We start from the raw sequence: 22484 nt of genomic DNA on the forward strand, positions 1-22484 counted from the left end.
TCACATGCAGGTGACATGATATGACGGCAACCGCCTTGGCTGAAGAGGCATGGACAGACGATGACCTGCTGATCGTCGATGATCCCCGCACGTATGTAACTTTTGTACTGGCAGAACAGACTCTTGCTGTGGATGTATCTATGGTCCGCGAAATTCTTGATATGCAGACCATCACACGTTTGCCGAATGCTCCTGGCGATCTGCTCGGAATGATTGATATCCGCGGTGAAAATGTCGCGCTTGTTGATCTGCCTGGGCGGCTCTGCCTGCATGGGAGCAATCCCGAGGGCAATGGTCGGATCATTGTTCTGGAGTTCGGCACCAATCCTAGAACCCCGATCGGAGTCATCGCCGATCGTGTGCTTGGTGTGGTCGAGATCCCGGAGGGCGAAATCGGGTCCGCACCAAGCGCCATGACAAGTTGGGATGCCTCCGTTCTGCGGGGGGTCACGCGCATTAACGGGCGGCTCGTGCAGATTCTCGCGCTTGACACCGTCTTCCGGGCCAACGTTCCTGGCGCGTTTGATTTCGGATGAATGGCTCACTCCCGCAACGTGGGCGGATTGGTGCGGAGCAATCTCAGATTCTCGTTGATGCCGTGCACCGTCTTAGTGGAATCTCGATTGCCCCGACAAAAACCAGCTTTCTCGAACATCGTATCAATCGCCTCCTGCAGACGTCCGGCGTTGCCAACGTCGAGGAATATGTGAAACATCTGCGTGTCAACCCGACCGGCCTTGCCGCTTTGCGCCTGGTTGAAGCGTTGACAACGCATACGACGTCATTTTTCCGCGAGCGTGCCCATTATGACTGGATGATGGCCGTGGGCCTTCCGGCGGTGGTTGCTGAAGGCGCAGGGCTGGACAGGCCGCTTGTGATCTGGAGCGCGGCCTGTTCGACTGGCGCGGAACTCTGGTCCGCCGGTATGGTTGTCGATGGATATGGCCGCAACCGAAATCTGCGCTGGGATCTTGTCGGAACAGATGTGTCGCAGAAAATCCTGGTCAAGGCGGCGCAGGCGATCTTTGAAGAGGACGATATCCTGCCGATTCCGGAAGAGATGCGGAAACGCTATCTGCTGCGGTCACGCGGTGCGCCAGATGCTAAGTCGCGATACAGGATCGCGCCGGAATTGCGAAGCCGGGCCCGGCTTGGCTGGGTGAACCTTCTTGATCTGCCTTCGGGCATGGCACTTACGGCTGACATCGCCTTTCTGCGCAATGTGCTCATTTACTTTGATGCAGAAGATCAGCTTCGCGCTGCCGCAAATGTTGCGCGGCGAATTCAGCCAGGCGGTTATCTCCTGACCGGACATTCCGAGGGGCTTGCCAGCCCGCCACCCGGCATGACGCTGGTGGCACCATCAATCTATCGAAAGGAGTGAGACCGTTGTGACTCAATTGCCTGGCGGCCGGAAGTACCGGGTTCTTGTGGTCGATGACAGCGCCGTTGTGCGCCAGGTCATGGCCGACCTTCTTTCATCAGACCCCGAACTGGAGGTGATGGGGACGGCGGGTGATCCCTTCGCCGCCGCGCAACTGATCCGCCAGCAGCGGCCTGATGTCATTACCCTTGATGTCGAGATGCCTCGCATGGATGGGATAACTTTTCTGCGCAAGATTATGTCGCAGCATCCCATTCCGGTGGTCATGTGTTCTTCGCTAGTCGGCGCGAATACTGAAACCCTGACGCGCGTGCTGGATGCCGGCGCAGTGGACATCATTTGCAAACCGCAGGTCGGCATCCGGGACTTTCTGGAGGAGAGCCGGATCCGGATTTGTGATGTGGTCAAGGCTGCGGCGCAGGCCCGTCTGGGTCGTCTTCGGGAAACGGCGCCGACTGCCAAGCTGACAGCAGATGCGATGCTGCCCGCCCCATCGAATCGGGCGATGGCAAAGACCACCGAGCGGGTGATCGCGGTGGGCGCGTCGACCGGGGGCACCGAAGCGGTGCGGATCTTTCTGGAAGCGATGCCGGTTGATTGTCCTCCGATCATTATCGTTCAGCATATGCCAGAAGGCTTTACCGCCGCTTTTGCGCGCAGGCTCGACAGCATCTGTGCGGTCTCGGTAAAGGAGGCGGCACAGGGCGACCGGCTCTTGCGCGGTCACGCGTTGATTGCGCCGGGGAACCGGCACAGCCTGCTTAACCGCAGTGGTGCCACCTATACGGTCGATGTGCGCGACGGGCCGCTTGTGCTGCGCCATCGCCCTTCGGTTGATGTCCTGTTCCGCTCGGTCGCGCGCTATGCGGGGCCGAACGCGATTGGTGTGATCATGACCGGCATGGGCGACGATGGTGCCCGCGGTCTGAAGGAAATGCGAGATGCCGGGGCACGGACCATCGGGCAGGACGAGGCAAGTTCCGTGGTCTATGGCATGCCAAAGGAGGCGATGCGCCATGGCGGGGTCGAAGAAGAGATGCCGCTAGGGCGGATGGCAGCCGCAGCGCTGAGGCTGGGCCGGATATGAGTGCGCGAACGACCTGTTTTGCCCGGCGAGTGGCACCGGGGGTGAAGCCTCGGATTTCAGGGCGCTGCCACAGGTTTGCGCAGCAGGTAAATGTCCATGATCCAGCCATGTCTTTCCCGCGCCCTGGCCCGTTCAGTCACGATTTGCGCCGACACCCCGGTCAGTGGGCCAGAGATCAGCATCTGTTCCGGCAGGCCAAGATAGGCGCCCCACCAGATCGACACATCCGCAGCCCCCAGCGTGCAAAAGGCACCGCCGCTGTCGAGCATCACAACCACGGTTTGCGCCCCCGGTGGCCAGCCGTCGCGCCGCAGATTGCGCCCGGTGGTGATGACAACCGCGGATGCAAGGTCGTTCAGAGGAATCGCATGGGCGGCGCAGAGCGCCTGTATCGCGGTGATACCGGGGATCACCCGAAGTCGCAGGGGCAGGGCGTGCGACACCCGTTCGGCGATGCGCAAGGTACTGTCATAAAGAGACGGGTCACCCCAGACCAGAAGCGCAATACGTGTGCCGCCGCCGGCGTCCAGATGGGCCCGAATGCGGTCCTGCCAGATCTGCGCGATGCTGTCATGCCAGTCGCTCACCCGTGTCAGGTAATCCGGCGTTGCGGGGTCCCGCACCGGAAGGGCAAAGGTCTCGATCCGGGCCTCTGGTCGTGTGACCCAGCGTTTGCAGATGTCCAGCCGTAGCCCGGCCAGATCTGCCTTGTCTTCGCCTTTCAGCGGAATGAGGATCAGATCAGCCTCGCCGATCGCCTTTGCCGCCTCGGCGGTCAGATGGTCCGGGTTGCCAGTGCCGATGCCGATCAGGAACAGGGTGATCATTGCCGCCTCATGAACAGGAAAAGGCGCGGCTCTGATGAACCGCGCCCTGGTGTTGCGCCGTTCCGCTTATGCCGAAGCGTAGAGACGCGGCTCGACCAAAGTCGGCGGAGTCTTGCCGCGTAGGGCTTTGGCACCGGCCAGCACGGCCAGATCGGCCAGCGGCTCCAGCACGATCACCGCCAGATATGCCACGGCAAAGGTGCCGATCGGGGCAAACGCCTCGGTTCCCATGCCGTAGATCGCCCAGAATGCCACCCATGCCACGACGCCACCCTGATAGCAGGCCGACAGGGCCAGCACCTGGGCATACTTCAGATCAATATAGGCCGTGCCCGGTGCGATCAGACGGCGCGCCAGCGCCGTCAGGGCAAAGAGCGGCACCAGAAGCGTGGTCACGTTCATCCCGAATTGCGGCAGATCGGCGGGGGCAAAGAACAGGCCTTGCACCAGCAGCCCAAGCGCCAGACCAATCGCCGATGGCCCCGCGCCAAGGATCAGGAACAAGGTGGACCCCAGAATGAAGTGCACCTCGGACACGCCGACGGGAAAGGTCGGCAGAATTTCAAAGAACACAAATGTCAGCACGGCGGCAATCACGCTCCGTACCGCCAGCGACATCAGCCCGCGTTCTTTGACCGTTTCGCGGGCAAACCAAAGGCCGGTGGCCCCGGCGGCCGCTGCGGTGGCATAGCTCAGGGTAATTTTGGCCCCATCGACGAGGCCGGGTTCGATATGCATGTCAGTCTCCTTGCCGTCACACCCGACGGTTGAACAGGTTGCGGTTGCAAGGCCGGTCTCCTGGCTTGCGGGTCGCAACGGTCATCCGCCTTCCCAGCCTTTGAAAAGGCCAGTGGCATTTCGGATGACCGCTCACCGCTGACAGTCGCGGGGGCGGCTGGGGTGGGGGCGCCGCGATTTGGTCCGCCCTTCCCCATTCCCGTTTGAGCCCTCTGCTTGTTGTCGCTTCGGGCACCTTGAGGCTACTTTCTTGCGCCCTAGCCGGTGACAGGTCAAGCTGGCAAGCGACCGCATTGAGGGCGCTTGCGTCGTTTGCGTCACCCGCCTGCCAGGGGGCCGTACAAAATCAGTGCCGGCTGATCCCCGCTGCCCTGTGCCAGTTGTGCCGCCAGAGCTGCCAGAGTGGAGCGGGTCAACACCTGCTGCGGATGCCCGACGGCTTCGGCCAGCAGGGTAGGGGTCTCTGGCGGCAGTCCGTGCGTGATCAGTGCCTGCGCCAGTGCGGGAAAGGTGCGCTTGCCCATAAAAACCACCGTGGTCGCCAAAGGATCGGCCAATGCCGCCCAATTCAGCCCTTGTGGCAGATCGCCGGTCACATCGGCCCCGGTGATGAACTGCACCCGCCGCGCGGTCAGTCGCCGCGTCAGCGGTATGCCCGCCGCCGCCGCTGCCGCACAGGCCGAGGGCACACCGGGGATGATTTCAAAGCGGATACCGGCCTCGGTCAGGGCAAGGATCTCTTCCTCCAGCCGCCCGAAAATGCCGCTGTCCCCCGATTTCAGCCGCACCACCCGCGCCCCCGTCCGGGCATGATCGACCAGCAAACGGCTGACGTGATCCTGCTTGGGGGAGGCCCGGCCTGCGCGTTTTCCCACCGCCACCAGCTCCGCCTGCGGCCCGGCATGGGACAGCACCGGGCCAGAGGCCAGATCGTCAAACAGCACCACATCGGCCTCGGCCAGACGGCGCGCGGCCTTGAGCGTCAGCAATTCCGGGTCGCCGGGACCGGAGGAGACGAAAGAGACAATGCCGGTCATGACAGATCCCCGATGCTGGCCGGCCCGATCAGATGGAAAAAGCTGCCGCTTACCATCCCCCCGCCAACAAAATGCCGGACTGATCCGGACTCTTCCACCGCTTGGCCATTGGCATCCACCACTGTTGCCAGAGGATCATCCGGCTGCGACAGGATGGTCGCATAGTGAAACTCATGGCCGCGCAGCAGAGTGCCGGTGCCAAACCCGGCACAGGGCTGCGCCAGCCGCGCCAGCCGGTAGCCCAGATGCATCCGGCGTTTGGCAAAGCTGGTTTCCAGCCCCAGCAGCCCTGCCATCCGGTGCCGCGTTCCATCCGCCGCGATCAGGCCCTGACCCAAGGCCATGTAGCCGCCGCATTCGCCATGCACCGGCCGGGTGCGGGAAAATTCGGCAAGACTGCTCCGAAAACCGTCACAGGCGGCAAGGCGCGGGGCATGCAACTCGGGGTAGCCACCCGGCAGCCAGCAGGCGGTTGCGGACGGGTCCGGCCCCTCATCCGCCAAAGGTGAGAACGGCAGAATTGTTGCACCCTGTTCCCGCCAGCTGGTCAGAAGATGTGGATAGACAAAGGAAAACGCCGCATCGCGTGCCAGTGCCACCCGCTCCCCCGGTGCCGGAACCGTGGTGCCAGCCGCCTCATCATTCCGCTCTGTGCCGCACCGTGCCGCCGCGCGGATCGCGGGCAGGTCGCAGTTATCGGTCACAAAGCTCGCTGCATCCGACAGGATCTGCATCAGCCGGGGCAATTCCTCGGCCTGCACCAGACCAAGATGCCGCTCTGGCAGCGCCACATGCGCGCTGCGCGGCAAGGCCCCGAGCACGGTCAGGCCCGCAGCTTCCATCCCCGCGCGCACCAGCGCCTCGTGGCGGGGCGAGGCCACCTTGTTCAGGATCACGCCTGCGACCTGCACATCGGGTCTGAACCGGGCAAGGCCCATGGCGACCGCCGCCGCCGTTTGTGCCTGCCCCGACACATCCAGCACCAGAATAACCGGCCAGCCCATCAGCGCCGCCAGATCCGCACTGGCCCCGGCCCCGCTTTCTCCCGGCCGGGCCACGCCGTCAAACAGCCCCATCGAGCCTTCGGCCAGAACCAGATCGGCTCCTTCGGCGGCCCGCGCCAAAGCCGCGATCCGGGCAGGGGGCATCGCCCAGGTGTCAAGGTTGACTGAAACCCGGCCCGCCGCCGCGGTGTGAAAAGTGGGGTCGATGTAATCCGGCCCGCTCTTGAACGGCTGCACCTGCAGCCCCTGCGCCCGGAACGCGGCCAGCAACCCAAGCGTCACCGTGGTTTTGCCCGTGCCCGAGGCGGGAGCCGAGATCAGCAGACCGGGTGGCATCGGGCGTGTCATTCGTGGCCTTCGGGGAAACGTGGTGCGGTGCCGACCGGGCGATAGCGCCGGTCATAATCCCCGGCATAGAGCCGGCTTTCGTCAAAATCGCTGGCCGCAAGCGCCCGACCCACGAGGATCAGCGCCGTGCGTTCGCCGTCGCCGATGCTGGCATCCAGCGTCGCCAACGTGGCGCGCACCACCCGTTGATCGGGCCAGGACGCGCGGAACACCACGGCCACGGGGCAATCGGCCCCGTAATGCGGGATCAGCCGTGCCTGCACATCGCCCAGCACATGCACCGACAGGTGAATCGCCAGCGTCGCCCCGGTGCGCGCGAAATTCTCAAGGCTTTCGCCTTCGGGCATGGCTGACGCGCGGCCTGAAGTGCGGGTCAGCACCAGCGATTGCGCGACGCCCGGCAGGGTCAGTTCAGCCCCCAGCACCGCCGCGGCGGCGGCAAAGGCGGGCACGCCGGGGGTTATGTCATAGGGAATGTCCAGTGCGCGCAGGCGGCGCAACTGCTCCCCCATCGCCGACCAGACCGACAGATCGCCGGAATGCAGCCGCGCCACGTCATGACCTGCGGCATGGGCCGCGACAATCTCGGCAATGATGTCATCAAGGCTGAGCGAGGCCGTGTTCACAACCCTCGCCCCCGGCGGGCAATGCGCCAGCAGCGCCTCGGGCACCAGACTGCCCGCATAGAGACAAACCGGACAAGCGGCGATCAGGTCACGCCCGCGCAGGGTGATCAGATCGGCGGCCCCCGGCCCCGCACCGATGAAATGCACGGTCATTCGATGGCTCCTTTGCCAAGCGCCATGGCGCAGGTTACCGTTCCGTCCGGCGCATCCATCCGCCCGACGATGAGGGTGGAATTTGCGCCCGCCGCCGCCAGAGCTGCGGCTTCGGCCACCGATCCGGTGCCGTACAGCGCTTGTACCCGCGCCGAGCGGGTGGGCGTGTCGATGCCTGCCACCGCGACGCCCAGCACAATCATCCCGCGTTCTGTCGCCAGCCGCTGCAAGGCGGGTGCCATGGCCTTTGCCGCGACCGTTGCAAGCAGCGTGACCGGGCCACCGACCCCCTCGACCTGTTGCAGGGCGGCGCGGAACGACTCATAGGGCGCATCCTTGCGGAACCCGAACCCGGCGACCTTCATCTTGTCACGCTCCATTGCACGACTGGGCGGCTGGCCTGCCAGCCACGAAAGCCGCCTAGCGGGGCCGCTTCGGCCAGATCAATCCGCAGCAGCGTGCCGCCATACCGGGCATGGCGGGCAGCAAGCACGCCCTCCCCCTCCAGCGTTACCGCGTTGGCCACCAGACGGGTGCCCTCGGGCAGTCGCGACCAGACCGCATCATGCAGGGTCGCATCACCGCCGCCACCAATGAACACCGCATCGGGCAGGGGCAGATCCTGCAAAGCCGCCGGGGCCTTGCCCTCCACCACCCGCAGCCGGTGCGTCAGGCCAAAGGCGTCGGCGTTCAGACGAATATTCACGGCGCGATCCGCCCGCGCCTCGATGGCCACAGCGTGCCCACCAGCCAGACACCACTCGACCGAGATCGAGCCTGACCCTGCGCCGATATCCCAAAGCAACTCGCCCGGCCTTGGTGCAAGAGCCGAAAGCGTCAGCGCCCGCACCGGGCGTTTGGTGATCTGGCCGTCATGGGCAAAGCTGTCATCCGGCAGGCCAGAGGCGCGCGACAGACCCGCCTGGCGCGGCAGGTCCGCCCCCTCCAGCGCTACGGCCACCGGCGCGGCGATGTCGGGCCAGCCCGCCCCTTGGCGCAGCCGCTCCCGCGTGCCACCCATGGCCTCACACACTGTCAGGCGCACAGCGCCAAAGCCGTTTGCGGCCAGCCAGTCCGCCAGCTCGGCCACCGCTGCGGCATCGCGCAGCGTGCAGATCACGCGTACGCCGCGCGCCAGAACCGGGCGCAGCCGGGCAAAGGGCGCGGCATGCAGGCCGATGCAGGCAACCTGTTCCAGCCGCCAGCCAAGACGCGCCGCGACCAGCGAGAACGTGCCCGCCACCGGAAAAGCCTGCCATTCATGCAGCGTCAATTGCGCCGCCAAAGAACCGCCCGCGCCAAACCAGAACGGATCGCCCGACACCAGCATCGCCACCTTGCGCCCGCGCAACGCCAGCAGCGGGGCCAGATCAAACGGCACCGGCCATTCCCGCCCACGCGCGCCGACAGCCGCCAGAGCCAGATGGCGCGGCGCGCCGAACACGATTTCCGCGCCGTCAAGTGCGGCACGGCTTGCCTCTGACAGGCCGGACAGGCCATCTTCGCCCAGACCGATGACCGACACCCAGGGTTCAGACATTATGCGCGTCCTTTTGCTCGGCGGCACGACCGAAGCCAGCTTGCTGGCCCGCGCCCTTGCCGAGGCGGGGATCGACGCAGTGTTTTCCTATGCCGGGCGCACGGCGGCCCCGGTGGCCCAGCCGGTGCCAGTGCGCTGCGGCGGCTTTGGCGGGGCGGAGGGGCTGGCGGATTACCTTGTCGCCGAAGGCATCACCCATGTCGTCGACGCCACCCACCCCTTTGCCGCGCAGATCAGCCGCAATGCCATTGCTGCCTGTGCGGCAGGCGTTGTGCCGCTGGCGGTGCTGGAACGCCCGCAATGGCAGGCCGGTCCCGGTGACGACTGGCGCCATGTGCCCGATGTACAGGCCGCAGTTCAGGCCCTGCCAGATGCGCCCGCAAGGGTGTTTCTGGCGATCGGCAAGCAAACCCTGTCGCCCTTTGCCGCCAGACCGCAGCATCATTACCTGCTGCGGCTGGTCGACGCGCCCGATGCGCCGTTGCCGTTGCCGGATGCCGCTGCGGTCATCGCGCGGGGGCCTTTTGCGGTGGAGGGCGATCTTGCCCTCCTGCGGGACAATCGCATCACCCATATCGTCGCCAAGAACGCGGGCGGCAGCGGGGCGGGGGCCAAGCTGGTCGCCGCGCGCCGGTTGGGTCTGCCGGTGATCCTGATCGACCGGCCAGCCCTGCCGCCGCGTCTGGTGCTGGGGTCGGTGCCCGAGGTGATGCGCTGGCTGCATCATAGCGACACCGAACGCGGGGTATAAAGCCAGCGCCCGACGCGCCGGGTGGCCGGGTTTCCGACAATGACCACGGTGCGCATATCGGCCATTTCGGGCAAAGCCTCGGCCAGCGTCACGGTGGTCAGCGCCTCATCCACTGTCGAGACCGCGCGGGCGAACAGGATCAGGCGGCCCGGCTCACATTCCTCGCGCAGGATCTCCAGCACGCGGGCAAACTGATGCGGGCGGGCTTTTGAGCGCGGGTTATAGAACGCCATCGCAAAGCCGCCACGCGCGGCATGGCGCAGGCGGCGTTCGACCACGGCGGCGGGTTTCAGATTGTCGCTCAGGTTGATGGCGCAGAAATCATGGCCCAAAGGCGCACCCGCCCGGGCGGCAGCGGCCAGCATGGCGGTGATTCCGGGCAGAATGCGGATATCGGCGCTATGATCCTGCGGTCGCGTCTCCAGCACCTCGAAAAGGGCCGAGGCCATGGCGAACACGCCCGGATCACCCGACGACACGATCACGACCCGCCGACCCGCTCCCGCAAGCTCCAGCGCCAGCGTCGCCCGGTCCAGCTCCACCCGGTTGTCGGACGGGTGCAGCACCAGTCCGGGGCGGGGGGCCACGCGGGCGACATAGGGAATATAGCCGATCACGTCGGTCGCATCGGCCAGTGCCTGCGTCACCTCGGGGGTTACCAGAGTGTCAGCGCCGGGGCCAAGCCCGGCAACCGCGATCCAGCCGGTCATTCATCGCCCCCAGCGGTTGGCCGGCGGCCCTGACCATGCACCAGCACGATGGCGAAATAGGGGCAATCCGCCGCCTCTACCTCTGCCAGCCGCGCGATGCGCTGACCCGGCATCGTGCCGCGCTCGATCAGCCAGGCCTCCTCCAGCCGCCCCGCCACCGCCAGCGCGCGCCGTACCCGTGGCAGGTTGCGCCCGGTTTTCATGATCGCCAGCGCATCGGCCCCCTGCATGTGACGGATCAGCTCTGCCTCGGGCAGGGTGCCCATGAGCACGGTCAGCACGTCATCGCCCCAGGTCATCGGCACACCGCTGGCATGCCAGCAGCCCACCATGCCGGGAATGCCGGGAATGACCTCGACCGGCACGTGATCCTTCAGCCGCACATACAGATGCATGAACGACCCATAGAGAAAGGGGTCGCCCTCACACAGCACCACCACATCAACACCTGTCGCAACCAGCGCCTTCAGCTGCGCGGCCCAGTCGTCATAGAAACCGGACAGCAGGCGAATGTAGTCCGGGCTGTCGAAGGGCAGTTCGGTGGTCACCGGATATTCCATCGCATGTTCGCGCACATCCGGTGTCAGCATCCCCTCGACAATGCGCCGGGCCTGACCTTGCCGCCCGGCCTTGCGGAAATAGGCGATATGCGCGGCCCCCCGGATCACCCTGTCGGACCGGACCGAGATCAGATCGGGATCGCCGGGGCCGAGCCCTGCGCAGATGATGCGTCCTGTGATCATGCCTTGGGTCATGTCCTGTGTCATTCCTTGCGACAGGCCAGCGCGTTGACCGCCGCAACGGTGATGGCCGATCCGCCCAACCGCCCTTCGACAATCATCGCGGGCACCGGGGGCGCGGCAATCAGCGCCGCTTTCGACTCTGCCGCGCCGACAAAGCCGACCGGGCAACCGATGATGGCGGCGGGGCGGGGGCAATCGGGGTCTTCGAGCATGTTCAGCAGATGAAACAGCGCCGTCGGCGCATTGCCGATGGCCACCACCGCGCCCGCCAGATGCGGCCGCCACAGCTCCACCGCCGCCGCAGACCGCGTGTTGCCAATCTTTGCGGCAAGGGCGGGCACCGACGGGTCTTTCAAAGTGCAGATCACCGCATTTGCGGCAGGCAACCGGGTGCGGGTGATGCCTTCGCTGACCATGCGCACATCGCACAGGATCGGCGCACCTGCCTCCAGTGCCGTACGCGCAGCCACAGCCATTCCGGGGGTAAAGCGCACCGACTGTTCCAGCCCGACCATGCCCGCCGCGTGGATCATCCGCACCACTACGACCTCTTCCTCAGGGGTAAAGCGCGCAAGCTCTGCCTCTGCCCGGATGGTGGCAAAGGAGTGCAGATAGATCGCGGCCCCGTCGGTTTCATAGACATGCGGCATCAGAACAATCCTTTCAGATCAATGTCAGGCGCGGACAGGCCCTGTGCGTCGGGCGTGTCCTGTGCGGTGCCGTGCCGGATGCGGTCAAAGCCCTGCGGCGTGGCCACCAGTGTCACATCGGCCACCGCAGGATGGGCGCAGCCTTTGGCGCAGCCCGAGACGTGCAGCGTTTTGCCCTCGGGTACAAAGGCGGCAAGGCGGCGGGCCAGCGGGCGCACCGGCTCATGCGCCTGCAGACAGCCGGGCGTGCCGGTGCAGGCCGACACGCGGCGCAGCGGGTCATCCGCGCACAGGATCAGCCCCGGCAGATCGGGAAGCCGGGTCAGGCCCCGGATCAGCAGCATCCGCCACGGCGTCACCCGCAGGTCGCCCCGCTGCGCCAAAGCGGCCAGCGTTCCGGCCTGCATCTGCCCGAATGCGAAACCGACCATAGCGCCCTGCGGATATAACCCCGGCGCAGGTGCCACAGCGGCAGGGGCAGGGGCCACGCTGCCCGCCAGCGGACCCTTGGGCTGCACCCCGCGCGCGATCAGACCGGCCATACGGCCCCGGCCACCGGTCACGCCGCCAGAGGCCACAAACCACTGTGCAAGGGCGACCGCTTGCTGGCCGACGTCCGCAGGTTCAACCGGCGCGCCCAAAGGCAGACCGTCACAGCGCAGGATCAACCCGCCCGCGCTGTTACGCTCCAGCCGGATATCGGCGGGGACGGAGTGCAGAACCGGCGCAGGGCCGGTGTCGATGGCAAAGCCGAACTTGCCCGGCAGAACCGGCATATCCGCAAGAGCCGCCGCAAGGGTCTGCGCCAGTGCCTCTGTCACAGCATCGGCAAAGGGTGTGACCAGCAGGTTGCGCTGCGCCTCTTGTGCGGCGTCGGTGTCGATCAGGCCAAGGGCGCGCAGATCGGCGATCAGGGCAGGGTGGCTGGCCTCTGTCACGCCGCGCACCTGCACATTGCCCCGGCCTGACAGATCAATCACGCCGTTGCCATGCGCCTGCGCTGCCGCTGCGATACCCGCCGCCTGTGTCTGGCTCAGCCGTCCGGCATCGGGGCGCACCCGCACCACCAGCCCGTCGCCCGACATCATCGGGCGCAGCGCACCGGGGCACCAGCCTTGCACCACGAATCCCGCGCCGGTCATCACAGAGCCCCCATGGCAGCGGCGATGGAGTTGCGCCGCGTGACCCAGAGCCCGGCGTCGTTCAACCGTCGGAACAGATCCTGCAGCGCGGCCAGCGCGCCCGGATTTTCCTGCGCCATGAAGGCCACCACATCGTCGCGGCCCAGCGTGGCCTCGTGGTACAGGTCGAACAGATGCGGCGGCACCACCCCGGCCAGATGGGCAAAGGCGGCCATATGGTCCAGCGTCGCGGTAATCTCCGCCGCGCCGCGAAAGCCATGCGCCATCATCCCGTCCGCCCAGGCAGGGTTGGCGGCGCGGGCGCGCACCACGCGGGCAATTTCTTCGGTCAGGCTGCGGGCGCGCGGGCGGTCGGGCTGGGTTGCATCCAGATGATACAGGGCCGGGCGTTCCGCCCCCAGCCGCGCCATTGCGGCGGCAAACCCCGCCTCGTGTGCGGCATAATCGGCGGCCAGCAGCAGGTCACTTTCCGGCAAGTCCTGCGCATGAACAAAGGCATCTGCCGCGCGCAGCCGCGCCTCCAGCCCGGCGCGGTCATCGCGGCTGATGCCATCCGCGCCAATCGCCCAGGACGAGGAGGCCAGCCACGCCTCGCCCGCCGCCGCGCGGGCCTGATCGGTGAAATCACCCATCGCCACGCCCATCCCCAGGCCATACTGCCCCGGACGCGGCCCGAACACCCGCGCCGACGGGTCGCGGTAGGGATTGTCCTCTGCCGCCTCGTCACGCGCGGCCAAAGCTGCGGCCCCGGTTTCAAACAGCGCCGCCAGCCCCGGAAACACGTCGCGGAACAGGCCTGAGACGCGCAGCGTCACGCTGATGCGCGGGCGGCCCAGCAGGGCCAGTGGCACCACTTCGACCCCCGACACCCGGCCAGAGCCCGCATCCCAGACCGGGGCCAGCCCGGCCAGATGCAGCGCCATGGCAAATTCCTCGCCCGCCGTGCGCATGGTGGCGCTGCCCCACAGATCGACCACCAGACCACGCGGCCAGTCGCCGTGATCCTGCAAATGCTTGCGCAACAGCTCTTCGGCCAGCTTCACCCCCTGCGCATGGGCAGACCGGGTGGGTACGGCGCGGGGATCGACGGAAAACAGGTTGCGCCCGGTCGGCAACACATCGCTGCGCCCCCGCGCGGGCGAGCCGGAGGGGCCGGGCGCGACCCTGCGCCCCGCAAGTGCGGTCATCAGCCCGGCCCGCTCGGCATCGCCACATGCGCCCCGGCCAAAGGTGTGCAGCCCCTGACCGTACTGGCTTTCCTTGATGTCGCAGACAAAACGGTCGATCCGTGTGATCGCCTCGGCCATGCCTGCGTTGGCGGGCAGGCCAAGGTCATCCTCGACCCCGGTGGCACGGGCTTCGGTGCGGATGTCGGTGATCAGCCGGTCACGGCGGCCGGGGTCAAGCCCATCGGCGGTGGAATATTCGTCCAGCAGCCGTTCCAGCCGCTGCATCGCCTGTGGCACGGCAGATTGTGCCAGCGGCGGCGGCAGATGCCCGATCGTGACAGCGCCGATCCGGCGTTTGGCCTGCGCCGCCTCACCCGGATCGTTGACGATGAACGGGTAGATCACCGGCAGATCCCCGGTCAGCGCCTCGGGCCAGCACGCGCCGGACAGGGCGACGGATTTGCCGGGCAGCCATTCCAGCGTGCCATGTGCGCCCATATGCACCATCGCATGCAGCCCCAGTGACCGAAGCCAGAGGTAGAATGCGACATAGCCATGACGCGGAATGCGCGCCAGATCGTGATAGTGCGCGTCGCGGGCATCGACCTCACCCCGTTCCGGCTGCAAAGCGATCAGGATCTTGCCCCGGCGCAGGGCGGCGAACTGAAAGGTTGCGTCGGCAAAGGCCGGGTCATCCTCGGGCTGGCCCCAAGCCGCATAAAGCGCCGCGCGCAGGTCAGGTGACAGCGTGTCGAGCGCCGCGAGATAGTCCGCGAGAGGCCAGTGCAGACGGGTCTGCATCAGGGCGTCGCTCAGCGCGTCATCCTTCGGGGCGTGATACCCTGCATCGCTAAGGTCCGTCAAAAGCGCCTCGGTCGAGGCGAGGGCATCCAGACCGACCGCATGCGCCATCTGATGCGGGCGGCCGGGATAGGTGGACAAGACCACTGCCAGAGCCCGGTCCGCCGTTGCACTGGCGGACAGCCGGTGCCACGCCTGCACCCGCGCCACCACCCGCGCGACCTGCTCCGGGTCGGCGCGGTGGGCAAAGCGGGAAAACTGCAGATCGGGGTCACGTTGCCCCGGCGATTTGAACGAGACCACGCCGGCAAACAGCCGGCCATCGACCTCGGGAAGCACCACATGCATCGCCAGATCGGCAGGCGACAAGCCGCGGTCTGACTCGCGCCAGTCCCGCTTGCGGGCCGTGGACAGGGCCACCTGAAACACCGGGCAGTCCATGCCGTCAAACGGCGTGGAGCCGTCATCCGCCCGCGCCGAAAACGCGGTGGCATTCACGATGGCAACCGGCGGCGCGGCGCTGAGCCGGGGCCGCAGCCAATCGGCAAAGCCGGGGGCCTTGAGCGAGGGCGCAAACACCCCGCAAGCCGCAAACCCGGCCTGACGCAACGCATGGATCAGCGCATCAACCGGGGCGGTATCGGCGGCGGTCACATAGCTGCGATACAGGCTGACCAGCACCAGTGGCCCCCCTGGCGGGGCAGTGATCACGCCGCGCTCGGGGTCATAGAACCCGAAATCCGGCACCCGCTTGTCGCCCGGCACGGGGCCGGCATACAGCCCGGCCGCAAGGCAAAGCTGCGCCAGAGCCGCCTGCGCCGCCACAGCACCCCCGGCGTCACACAGCTCCTGCAACCGCCGTAGGGTCGAGACGGGCAAGGTTGACGCCGCATCCAGCGCCTGATCGGGCCGCCCGTCGGCGGGCAGGATCGCCAGCGCAATTCCGCGCCGTCGGGCCAGATCCTGCACCGACGCAATGCCATAGGGCCAATACGCCTCGCCGCCGATCAGGCGGATCAGAATGGCCTTGGCCCCGGTCAGGGTCTGCTCGACATAGGTATCGACCGAGACCGGATGTTTCAGCGCAACAATGTTCTGCAACCGCAGCGCGGGCAACGCCCCCGCCGCGCGGTGCCAGCCCGCCGCAAAGGCCCCAAGGTCGCTGTCGGAAAATGACAGCACCACCAGCTCTGCCGGGTCTTGACCCGGATCAAACGGAGCTTCGGTCTGATCCAGACCATGGGTCTCGCGGAAGACGACATGCATGATGCGGTTTCAGCCCCTCAATACGCTGAGGAGTGCAGTTTCGTCGATGTCATGGTGTTCGGCAATGACCACCAGCCGCGACCGGCGCGGGTCGGTGCCCCAGGGACGGTCGAACTGCTGGCGCACCCGTTCGCCCACGGCCTGCACAAGCAGGCGCATCGGCTTGCCCTGAACCGCGACATGGCCCTTGATCCGCAGGATATGCTGCTCGCGCGCAAGGCGCTGGATGCGGGCGACCAGATCATCCGGGTCGGTGATCTCGGGCAGATCAATCACCACCGAGGCAAAATCATCATGCTCGTGATCGTCATGGCCATCGTGATGGCTGGGACGCGCGGCAAGATCATCTTCGGCGGCGGCGTTCAGCCCCAGGATCACACGCGGGTCAATGATACCATCGGTCATCGCCAGAATCGGCAGGCGGCGCGGGGCCTCTGCCTCGATCATCGCGCGGGCCTTGGCGAGCCCGGCTTCGCCCGCCAGATCGGCCTTTGACAGCAACACGACATCGGCACAGGCGATCTGATCTTCAAACACCTCTGACAGCGGGGTTTCATGGTCAATCGCCTCATCGGCCAGACGCTGGGCATCTACCGCTGCCACATCGGGCGCAAACCGGCCTGCCGCGACGGCATCGGCATCGGCCAGCGCGATGACGCCATCGACCGTGATCCGTGACCGGATCGCCGGCCAGTCAAAGGCTTTCAGCAATGGCTTGGGCAATGCCAGACCAGAGGTTTCGATCAGGATATGATCGGGCGGTTGTGGCAGGGCCATCAGCGCCTCGATCGTCGGGATGAAATCATCGGCCACGGTGCAGCAGATGCAGCCATTCGCCAGCTCGACGATGTTTTCGACCGGGCAGCTTTCGTCGGCACAGGATTTCAGGATGTCGCCATCGACGCCGACCGTTCCGAATTCGTTGACCAGAATGGCCAGCCGTTTGCCCTGCGGGTTCTGCATCAGATGCCGGATCAGCGTGGTCTTGCCCGCGCCCAGAAAGCCGGTGATGACGGTGACGGGGATTTTGGTCAGGTTGGTCATTTCAGCTCTCCAATGGGGGAAGTCGGGCAAGGCTCTGCTTGCGAAAGATCACGGGCCGGTCACGCCAGGGCACCAGACCATCAGGTGTGGCGGCATACAGTGCGGCACCGCGCAGGATCTCCGGCGCGTCGGCCTCTGTCATGCGGCCATAGACATAGGACCAGCTGCCGGGCTTGCTCAGCGCGATGCTGCACCCGTGATCACAGGCAGACAGGCACTCGACCGGGCGCAGGGTCAGCCCTTCGGGCATCCCGTCGGCGGCCAGAGCCTCATACAGCCGGGCACCGGGGCAGGTCGTGCCCTCGGGCACCGGCTGTCCGGCGCGGCAGGTCATGCAGATGTGTAAGACGGCGGCCATGCAAACCCCTTGAGCAGACAAACGGGGAATGGCCGACGGCAAGGGCAGAAAGCCCCGTTCCGAAGGTCACGGCACACCCCGTCCGTGTTTCAGTTCAGGCGCTGGCAGGTCTCCCGGCTTGTGGATATCGGACCCTTGCCGGATGGCTCGGGGTCCGGCGCTCTGTTCCCCTTCCCAGCCTTGCGGCCAGTGGCATGAACAGACCTTTCCGGTCACGGTCGCGGGGGCGGCTGCACTTTGGCCTTGGGGCCCTGTGGGCCGCAAAACCTGTCGCATTCCCTTTTGGCCTGCCGTAGGACAGGCACCAGCGCTTAGTCTTCCGACTCCTTTGCCACAGCGGGGGGCGGTGTCAAGGAAAAGGACCGGCACGATGACGGATGTAAACGACACGGATGCAGCAAACACAGACGCAGAGCTTGCCCGCCATGCGGCCAAGATGGCCAAGAAAAAGGCCGCCCGCGATCGCATGATGAGCGGGAAAGAAGGCGAAAAGGGTCTGATCATCGTGCATACCGGGGCGGGCAAGGGCAAATCTTCCTCTGGTTTCGGGATGATCCTGCGCTGCATCGCGCATGAAATGCCCTGCGCCGTGGTCCAGTTCATCAAGGGCGCCTGGGATACCGGTGAGCGCCGCATGATCGAGGGGCATTTCCCGCATTTGTGCCAGTTTCATGCGATGGGCGAAGGCTTTACCTGGGAAACCCAGGACAAGGCCCGCGATATCGCAGCGGCGCGCAAGGGTTGGGAAAAGGCGAAAGATCTGATCCGCAACCCTGACATCCGCTTTGTGCTGCTGGACGAAATCAACATCGCCCTGCGCTACGACTATCTGGACATCGACGAGGTGCTTGCCTTTCTGCGCGACGAAAAGCCACCGCTGACCCATGTGTGCCTGACCGGGCGCAATGCCAAGGATGCGCTGATCGAAGCGGCGGATCTCGTGACGGAAATGACCCTGATCAAGCACCCGTTCCGCTCTGGCATCAAGGGGCAGCCCGGGGTCGAATTCTGATGCGCAGAGTGCGGGCAACGCCAGCCAGAGGCTCCCGCAGGCAGCGTGGCGCGGGGGGCGAAAGCTGAGATGACAGCGCTGATGATACAGGGCTGCGGATCGAACGTCGGCAAGTCGATGCTGGTGGCGGGGGTGTGCCGGGCGGCGCGGTGCAGGGGGCTTTCGGTGGCTCCCTTCAAGCCACAGAACATGTCCAACAACGCGGCGGTCACGGTGGATGGCGGCGAGATCGGCCGGGCACAGGCTCTGCAGGCGATGGCCTGCGGGCTGGAGCCGGTGACGGACATGAACCCGGTTCTGCTCAAGCCCGAAACCGATGTCGGCGCGCAGGTTATCGTTCAGGGGCGGCGGGTGGCAACCGTGCGGGCGCGCGACTATGCCAGCCTGAAGCCCAAGTTGATGGTGTCGGTGCTGGAGAGCTTTCACCGGCTGCGTGCAGCATATGATCTGGTGATCGTTGAGGGGGCGGGCAGCCCGGCAGAGGTCAACCTGCGGGCGGGTGACATTGCCAACATGGGCTTTGCCCGTGCCGCAGATGTGCCGGTGGTGCTGACCGGCGACATTGACCGGGGTGGCGTCATTGCCCAGATCATCGGAACGCAGGTGGTGATGGACCCCGCCGACAGCGCGATGGTCGCGGGATTTCTGATCAACAAGTTCCGCGGTGACCCCCGCCTGTTTGATGATGGCTATGCCCTGATCGAGGCCCGTACCGGCTGGCCCGGCTTTGGCGTGCTGCCGTGGTTCGACAAGGCGCATCTGCTGCCCGCCGAGGATGCGCTGGACATCCGGTCAGAACCTTCGGGCACTGGCGTGACCATTGCCTGTCTGACCCTGTCGCGCATCGCGAATTTTGACGATCTGGACCCGCTGAAATCTGAACCCGGTGTGCGGCTGGTCATGGTCCGGCCCGGTCAACCGATCCCGGCAGAGGCCCGGCTGGTGATTATCCCCGGTTCAAAATCGACACGCGGCGATCTGGCGTTTCTGCGGGCGCAGGGCTGGGACATTGACCTGAAAGCGCATGTGCGCCGGGGCGGGCATGTGCTGGGGATCTGTGGCGGCTATCAGATGCTGGGCCGTGAGATTGCCGACCCGCAGGGCATCGAGGGGCCAGCAGGCAGCACCGAAGGGTTGGGCCTGCTGGATGTCGCCACCGTCATGACCGCCGACAAACGGCTGGCACGGGTGCAGGCGGTGCATGCGGCGACCGCCTTGACGGTTGATGGGTATGAGATTCACATCGGCCGGACCATTGGCCCCGATTGCGCCCGGCCCTTTGCCCAGGTCGAGGGACGGGCAGAGGGCGCGGTCAGCCTCGGCGGGCGCGTGGCGGGAAGCTATCTGCACGGGCTGTTCAGCTCTGACAGGTTCCGCGCGGCCTATCTGGCGGGTCTTGGCATTGCCGCGCCGCTGCGGTCTCATGCCGGGGTGGTGGAGGACACGCTCGATGCGCTGGCCGATCATGTCGAGGCGCATCTGGACGTGACGGGGTTGCTGGCTCTGGCGCGGTAGCGTCAGGGGCACAAGGCGGCGGCCAGCCTGTCCCATTCGGCCTCTGGTCCCGGCAGGCCAAGCCGCAGCCAGTGGCGGGAGTAGGGGAAGATCCGGCTCCAGATCCGGTGGCGGGCCAGATCGCCCTGCGCGGCGGCAGCATCCGGCGTGTGATAGGTGCGGAACAGAGGGGTGCCGCCGGTCAGCGGCCAGCCAGCGGCAGTGGCGAGCGCATCGGCACGCGCAGCATCGGTGACAAGTTGGTGGCGCATTTCGTCGGCCCATGCGGTATCGGCCAAGGCCAGTGCGCCGATGTGCAGGGCCGGGCCGGGCACCGGCCACGGCCCCGCCATCGCCTCCAGCCGGTCAATGACCGTTGCGGCCCCAAAGGCAAAGCCAAGCCGCACCCCGGCCAGCCCGTAGAATTTGCCAAAGGACCGCAGCACCAGCACATTCTCGGGCAGCTCCCGGGACAGCAGGGACAGCTCTGGCGTGGCATCGGCAAAGCTCTCGTCGACCACCAGAAAGCCGACGGTTCCGGCCAGTGCCAGCAGGTGTTCCGGCAGCCATCTGCGCCCGTCCGGGTTGTTGGGGTTGACCACGACCGCCAGATCGGCCCCGTGAAGCGCATCCAGACTTGCTGCTTCGGTCAGGTGCCAACCGTGGGCGGACAGGCAGGCGGCGTGTTCGTTATAGGTGGGCGACAGAACCATGGCCCGCTCGGTCGGGCGCAGCAGCGGCACCAGTTGGATCGCGGCTTGCGCCCCAGCCAGCGACAGGGCTTTGGTCGGCGCGGCAACCTGCCATGCTGCGCGTGCCACCTCGACCAGCCGGGCTTTGGCGGTCTGCGTCGGCAGCGCTGTCCACGCGGTTGCGGGAATGGTGGGCAGAGGATAGGGGCGGCGGTTGATCCCGGTCGACAGATCAATCCAGCCCTGCCCGCCATACCGCGTCATCGCCGCGTCAAGGTTTCCGCCGTGATCACGCATGCTTGCCCACCCCTTGCTGCCCATCCCCGGTAAACAGCGGCCGCACGTTGCGCAATCCCGCCTCGCGCATCCGGGCGGCGGCATGGCGGGGCACCTCACCCGGCGCAAAGATCAGCGCGCGGGCGGCCCCGGAATGCGACGCGGACCAGCCCAAAGCACCGAGGTCTCTGGCAAGTTGTGCGGTCGGGTCATCGGGAGGCCCGCGACGGGACAGGCAACGGGTGGCGCTGTCACGGGCAATGGCCGCGCAATCTGCAAGGTTGCGCGCGCGCTGCCATGCCGCCGCCAGATCGCTGATATCGTCATAGGCGCTGTCGGTCGCGCGGGTCTGCAGCGGCGGGCCAAAGAAGCCGCCCAGCAGATGCGCGCGCGGCAGGGCTGGCCCCTGCGTCAGCACTTTGCCCTCGCGCGAGGACCAGATCAACCGGTCGGGGTGGTTGAACATCAGGGGGTCGCTGGCCCCTTCGGCGGCAACACAGGCCCGTGCGAGCAGGGCAGGCGGCCCGCAATACCCGGCCAGCCGGGCGATGGCGACCAGCGCCGCCGTGCTGGCCCCGGTGCCAAGCCCCGGCGGAAAGGCCGGATGCAGGTGATAGGCGCCGGTCAAAGGCAGGTTCAGGTCTGACAGGAACCGGCGCAGCACCTGCAAAGGCACGGGAAATCCTGCAGGCATATGAGGTGTCTTGACGGACAGGCGCGAACTGGCCCGGCGTCGTGCCCGCAGGAACACGCCGTCAGGCCGCAAGGTGACCAGAACAACCGGCCCGTCAGCGCCCATCCGGCCTTGCAGCCATTCGCCAAAGTGGCAGGCTTGTCGCAGGATGCCCCCAAAGCGGTGGTCTGCAAAAGCAGAGGTCATGGCCGGTCATCATCCTGTGTCAAATCCTGTGCCAAGGCGTCCGGCCAGCGGTCCTGAAACACCAGATCGCCAAGATCCAGCCGGTCCTGCCAGCCTTTGACCTGCAGTTCGGGTTCGGAATACAGCGCATCGACATGACCGAGGCACAGATAGGCCACCGGCACGACCGGATCGGGCAGGTTCAGAATCCGGCGCAGGTCGCTGTCGTGAAAGATGCTGACCCAGCCCACGCCAATCCCCTCGGCGCGGGCCGCAAGCCACAGGTTCTGCGCGGCACAGACGGTCGAGTACAGATCCATATCGCGGTTATGTGTCCTGCCCAGCACGACCTGCCCGCCGCGTGTGCGGTCACAGGTGATACAAATGTTCACCGGGGCCTCACGGATGCCCTGCAATTTCAACGCGGAATACAGTGGTTGACGGTCGGCGCTGAACATCGCTGCCGCTTCGGCATTCGCGCGCTCAAACGCGTCGTGGATCTCGGCTTTCACGTCATCGCTGCGGATCACGATGAAATTCCACGGCTGCATGAACCCGACCGAAGGTGCGTGATGCGCGGCGGTTAGCAGGCGGAGCAAGACATCCTCATCAACGGGGCGCGGGGTAAACTGGCTGCGGACATCGCGGCGGGTAAAGATGGCGTGGTATACGGCATTACGTTCGGCAGGTGAAAACGCCTGAACGGGCTGTGGCTGCATCTGGTCTTTCGTCACGACAAAACCCCTGTCATCAGAAACAAGGCCCCCGCTGAC

At 66.2% G+C, this 22484-nt stretch carries 23 protein-coding genes and 2 riboswitches; of the genes, 6 read left to right on the forward strand and 17 right to left on the reverse strand.

The genetic code is table 11. The features are described 5' to 3' along the window. Positions 1-20 precede the first annotated feature (20 nt). Genes D1012_RS00245 through D1012_RS00255 form a run of 3 tightly spaced genes read left to right on the forward strand, consistent with a single transcriptional unit; the run spans position 21 to position 2471 of the window. Entirely contained in the window at positions 21-536 is a 516-nt protein-coding gene (locus D1012_RS00245) for a chemotaxis protein CheW (protein ID WP_118149351.1), read from the forward strand. Continuing rightward, the gene (locus D1012_RS00250; RefSeq protein WP_118149352.1) at positions 533-1384 is read left to right on the forward strand and encodes a CheR family methyltransferase; all 852 of its coding nucleotides are present in this window, start codon (positions 533-535) and stop codon (positions 1382-1384) included. Before D1012_RS00245 ends, D1012_RS00250 begins: the two co-directional genes overlap by 4 nt. Positions 1385-1391: 7 nt before the next feature. After that, a complete protein-coding gene (locus tag D1012_RS00255; RefSeq protein WP_290427072.1) occupies positions 1392-2471 on the forward strand; it encodes a protein-glutamate methylesterase/protein-glutamine glutaminase in 1080 nt (359 codons plus the stop codon). A gap of 56 nt (positions 2472-2527) precedes the next feature. Here the strand turns inward: D1012_RS00255 and cobF are convergent, their stop codons facing one another. The 7 genes from cobF to cbiE all read right to left on the reverse strand — a co-directional run bounded on the left by cobF (position 2528) and on the right by cbiE (position 8744). Continuing rightward, positions 2528-3298 carry a precorrin-6A synthase (deacetylating) gene (gene cobF / locus D1012_RS00260; RefSeq protein WP_118149354.1) on the reverse strand — a complete coding sequence of 257 codons (771 nt, stop codon included), beginning with the start codon at positions 3296-3298 and terminating at the stop codon, positions 2528-2530. Between the two features lie 66 nt (positions 3299-3364). Continuing rightward, a complete protein-coding gene (locus D1012_RS00265; protein ID WP_118149355.1) occupies positions 3365-4036 on the reverse strand; it encodes an energy-coupling factor ABC transporter permease in 672 nt (223 codons plus the stop codon). 33 nt (positions 4037-4069) lie between these two features. Continuing rightward, positions 4070-4290: riboswitch (cobalamin riboswitch) on the reverse strand. 63 nt (positions 4291-4353) lie between these two features. After that, entirely contained in the window at positions 4354-5073 is a 720-nt protein-coding gene (cobA, locus tag D1012_RS00270) for a uroporphyrinogen-III C-methyltransferase (RefSeq protein ID WP_118149356.1), read from the reverse strand. Continuing rightward, positions 5070-6425, reverse strand: coding sequence for a cobyrinic acid a,c-diamide synthase CobB (locus D1012_RS00275; protein WP_199489419.1), 1356 nt, complete (start codon positions 6423-6425; stop codon positions 5070-5072). Before D1012_RS00275 ends, cobA begins: the two co-directional genes overlap by 4 nt. Next, positions 6422-7204 (reverse strand): precorrin-4 C(11)-methyltransferase, encoded by a 783-nt coding sequence (gene cobM, locus D1012_RS00280; RefSeq protein WP_118149357.1) that lies wholly within the window; start codon positions 7202-7204, stop codon positions 6422-6424. The genes D1012_RS00275 and cobM overlap by 4 nt, the downstream gene beginning before the upstream one ends. Next, complete coding sequence (locus tag D1012_RS00285) at positions 7201-7569, reverse strand: cobalamin biosynthesis protein (protein ID WP_118149985.1); 369 nt, start codon at positions 7567-7569, stop codon at positions 7201-7203. The genes cobM and D1012_RS00285 overlap by 4 nt, the downstream gene beginning before the upstream one ends. Beyond that, a complete protein-coding gene (gene cbiE, locus D1012_RS00290) occupies positions 7566-8744 on the reverse strand; it encodes a precorrin-6y C5,15-methyltransferase (decarboxylating) subunit CbiE (protein WP_118149358.1) in 1179 nt (392 codons plus the stop codon). The genes D1012_RS00285 and cbiE overlap by 4 nt, the downstream gene beginning before the upstream one ends. Before the next feature lies 1 nt (position 8745). On the opposite strand from cbiE, the gene D1012_RS00295 reads away from it, so the two are divergent. After that, entirely contained in the window at positions 8746-9495 is a 750-nt protein-coding gene (locus D1012_RS00295) for a cobalt-precorrin-6A reductase (protein ID WP_199489420.1), read from the forward strand. On the opposite strand, the gene cobJ is transcribed toward D1012_RS00295, so the two are convergent. Genes cobJ through D1012_RS00330 form a run of 7 tightly spaced genes read right to left on the reverse strand, consistent with a single transcriptional unit; the run spans position 9468 to position 17378 of the window. Further along, the gene (gene cobJ, locus D1012_RS00300) at positions 9468-10205 is read right to left on the reverse strand and encodes a precorrin-3B C(17)-methyltransferase (RefSeq protein ID WP_118149359.1); all 738 of its coding nucleotides are present in this window, start codon (positions 10203-10205) and stop codon (positions 9468-9470) included. The genes D1012_RS00295 and cobJ overlap by 28 nt on opposite strands. After that, positions 10202-10960 (reverse strand): precorrin-2 C(20)-methyltransferase, encoded by a 759-nt coding sequence (locus tag D1012_RS00305; protein WP_233516970.1) that lies wholly within the window; start codon positions 10958-10960, stop codon positions 10202-10204. The genes cobJ and D1012_RS00305 overlap by 4 nt, the downstream gene beginning before the upstream one ends. A gap of 8 nt (positions 10961-10968) precedes the next feature. Next, the gene (locus D1012_RS00310; protein ID WP_118149360.1) at positions 10969-11598 is read right to left on the reverse strand and encodes a precorrin-8X methylmutase; all 630 of its coding nucleotides are present in this window, start codon (positions 11596-11598) and stop codon (positions 10969-10971) included. Beyond that, on the reverse strand, positions 11598-12740 hold the full coding sequence (gene cobG / locus D1012_RS00315; RefSeq protein WP_118149361.1) for a precorrin-3B synthase: 1143 nt from the start codon (positions 12738-12740) through the stop codon (positions 11598-11600). The genes D1012_RS00310 and cobG overlap by 1 nt, the downstream gene beginning before the upstream one ends. Then, entirely contained in the window at positions 12740-15976 is a 3237-nt protein-coding gene (cobN, locus tag D1012_RS00320) for a cobaltochelatase subunit CobN (RefSeq protein WP_118149362.1), read from the reverse strand. Before cobN ends, cobG begins: the two co-directional genes overlap by 1 nt. A gap of 9 nt (positions 15977-15985) precedes the next feature. Then, a complete protein-coding gene (cobW, locus tag D1012_RS00325) occupies positions 15986-17020 on the reverse strand; it encodes a cobalamin biosynthesis protein CobW (RefSeq protein ID WP_118149363.1) in 1035 nt (344 codons plus the stop codon). A gap of 1 nt (position 17021) precedes the next feature. Beyond that, entirely contained in the window at positions 17022-17378 is a 357-nt protein-coding gene (locus tag D1012_RS00330) for a DUF1636 family protein (RefSeq protein ID WP_118149364.1), read from the reverse strand. An 86-nt stretch (positions 17379-17464) separates the two neighbouring features. Beyond that, a riboswitch (cobalamin riboswitch) is annotated at positions 17465-17702 on the reverse strand. Between the two features lie 46 nt (positions 17703-17748). On the opposite strand from D1012_RS00330, the gene cobO reads away from it, so the two are divergent. Both cobO and D1012_RS00340 read left to right on the forward strand, forming a co-directional pair. After that, positions 17749-18390 (forward strand): cob(I)yrinic acid a,c-diamide adenosyltransferase, encoded by a 642-nt coding sequence (cobO, locus tag D1012_RS00335; protein ID WP_118149365.1) that lies wholly within the window; start codon positions 17749-17751, stop codon positions 18388-18390. A 69-nt stretch (positions 18391-18459) separates the two neighbouring features. After that, positions 18460-19905, forward strand: a complete 1446-nt coding sequence (locus D1012_RS00340; protein ID WP_118149366.1) for a cobyric acid synthase — start codon at positions 18460-18462, stop codon at positions 19903-19905. 2 nt (positions 19906-19907) lie between these two features. Here the strand turns inward: D1012_RS00340 and cobD are convergent, their stop codons facing one another. Genes cobD through bluB form a run of 3 tightly spaced genes read right to left on the reverse strand, consistent with a single transcriptional unit; the run spans position 19908 to position 22430 of the window. Beyond that, complete coding sequence (gene cobD, locus D1012_RS00345; RefSeq protein WP_118149987.1) at positions 19908-20873, reverse strand: threonine-phosphate decarboxylase CobD; 966 nt, start codon at positions 20871-20873, stop codon at positions 19908-19910. Next, complete coding sequence (locus D1012_RS00350) at positions 20866-21732, reverse strand: propanediol utilization protein (RefSeq protein ID WP_233516971.1); 867 nt, start codon at positions 21730-21732, stop codon at positions 20866-20868. The genes cobD and D1012_RS00350 overlap by 8 nt, the downstream gene beginning before the upstream one ends. After that, positions 21729-22430 carry a 5,6-dimethylbenzimidazole synthase gene (bluB, locus tag D1012_RS00355; RefSeq protein ID WP_118149988.1) on the reverse strand — a complete coding sequence of 234 codons (702 nt, stop codon included), beginning with the start codon at positions 22428-22430 and terminating at the stop codon, positions 21729-21731. The genes D1012_RS00350 and bluB overlap by 4 nt, the downstream gene beginning before the upstream one ends. Positions 22431-22484: the final 54 nt, after the last annotated feature.

Source organism: Pseudotabrizicola alkalilacus (genome assembly GCF_003443995.1).
Classification (GTDB): Bacteria; Pseudomonadota; Alphaproteobacteria; order Rhodobacterales; family Rhodobacteraceae; genus Pseudotabrizicola; species Pseudotabrizicola alkalilacus.